The following is a 1464-nucleotide window of genomic DNA, read 5'->3' on the forward strand; positions in this document are numbered from 1 at the left end:
GCATAGAGGAAGTCAACAACCAGCTCTCAAGCAGGATAAGCGAGCTCACGGAGAACGTCAACAGGCTCTCGCAGCGCATAGAGGAAGTCAACAACCAGCTCTCAAGCAGGATAAGCGAGCTCACGGAGAACGTCAACAGGCTCTGGAGGACAGTTAGGACGCTCTCCTCGACCGTCGGGAGGCTCGACAGGAGGTACTCGAAGCTAGAGGAGATAAGCCTCAGGGGGACCCTCGAGAGCCTCTGCACGAGGAGGGGCTTCGAGGTGGACAGGGGGTTCATAGAGAGGGGGAGGCCCTCAGTCGACGCGATAATCAGCGGCAGGAGGACCGTTGCTCTCGTTGAGATAGCCATGAGGGGGAGCTCGAGGGACATAAGGCAGCTCCTGGAGGCCTCTAGATCATACGAGGAGGTTTACGGGAGGAGGCCGAACGCGCTGTTCCTCCTCTGCGTGGAGGAGCCGGATGATCTCACCGTCAGGAGGGCCGAGGGCAAGGGGATAATCGTCACGATGAGACCCGGTGAGATAGCTAGGCTCATGGAGGAGATCGACAGGTGAGCTCGAAACCCGGCCTCGCTCAGGGACGGGATGCCTTCTCCCCAGGATTGTCCGGAGGGACTCAGATGAAGTCTCCAGCTATCCTCCCGGGATCGTAAGCAATTTTAGGTGTGAGGCCAGCCCTCCTCAGCCTCTCCTTCACGTGGGGATAGAGGAAGACATACTCCTCCTCCAGCCTCCTCGCGTAGGCTGGCTCTATCCCCCTCAGCCTCTCCAGCAGGCCCCTGAGGTTCCTCTCACTCGAGAAGGAGAGCATGACGGCGGGATGGGCGGAAACTCCCTCATCCGCTAGATTCTCCAGGGCCCTCAGCTGAAGCTCGAAAGCCTCCGGCCTGGCCCCCGTTAGCAGGGAGAACTCCTCCTCACAGGTCCCCTTGAGGGAAACCCTGACGTGAACGCAGGTGAAGGAGGAGAGGTCCCTGGCCTTGGACTTATCGCTCCCTATCAGGATGCCATTCGTCTCCAGTATGAACCTGAACCTCCCATCGCTCTCGACGAGCTCGAGCAGCCCGAGGAGATGGTTCCAGCAGATGGTGGGCTCGTTTCCGGACAGCCTCAGCAGAGCATAGCCCCTGCCCTCTGCTATGCCCCGCAGCTTGAGGTAAACATCCTCGGGGCTGAAGAAACCCCAATTAGCCTGGGGATTGTCCCTGGGGAAGTGGCTCCAGCAGAAGACGCACCTCAGGTTGCAACCGACGCAGTCCGCCGTGGCTATGCCCCCGTACCACCTCCCCCCTCTGAACCTGTAGTACTTCCTCCTCTCCCCCCTCTCCACCAAGCCCCTCACCGCCTCGGCCAGCTCTACCGGATCGTACACCAGCTCCGCGGGTGGTGGAGCTCTAAAAATGTGAGTCCACCATCGAATCGCGTTAGGGGGCTGGGCGTATCCTTTTTATCCTCGTGGCGG

At 60.2% G+C, this 1464-nt stretch carries 2 protein-coding genes; one reads left to right on the forward strand and one right to left on the reverse strand.

What is annotated here, in order from left to right; genetic code table 11:
* On the forward strand, positions 1-557 hold a 557-nt coding region (locus tag BA066_07940; GenBank protein ID RDD52762.1), incomplete at its 5' end, for a hypothetical protein.
* Between the two features lie 61 nt (positions 558-618).
* On the opposite strand, the gene BA066_07945 is transcribed toward BA066_07940, so the two are convergent.
* A complete protein-coding gene (locus tag BA066_07945; GenBank protein RDD52763.1) occupies positions 619-1377 on the reverse strand; it encodes a radical SAM protein in 759 nt (252 codons plus the stop codon).
* Positions 1378-1464 lie beyond the last annotated feature (87 nt).

It is taken from the genome of Candidatus Korarchaeota archaeon NZ13-K, from assembly GCA_003344655.1.
In the GTDB taxonomy this organism is placed as follows: domain Archaea; phylum Korarchaeota; class Korarchaeia; order Korarchaeales; family Korarchaeaceae; genus Korarchaeum.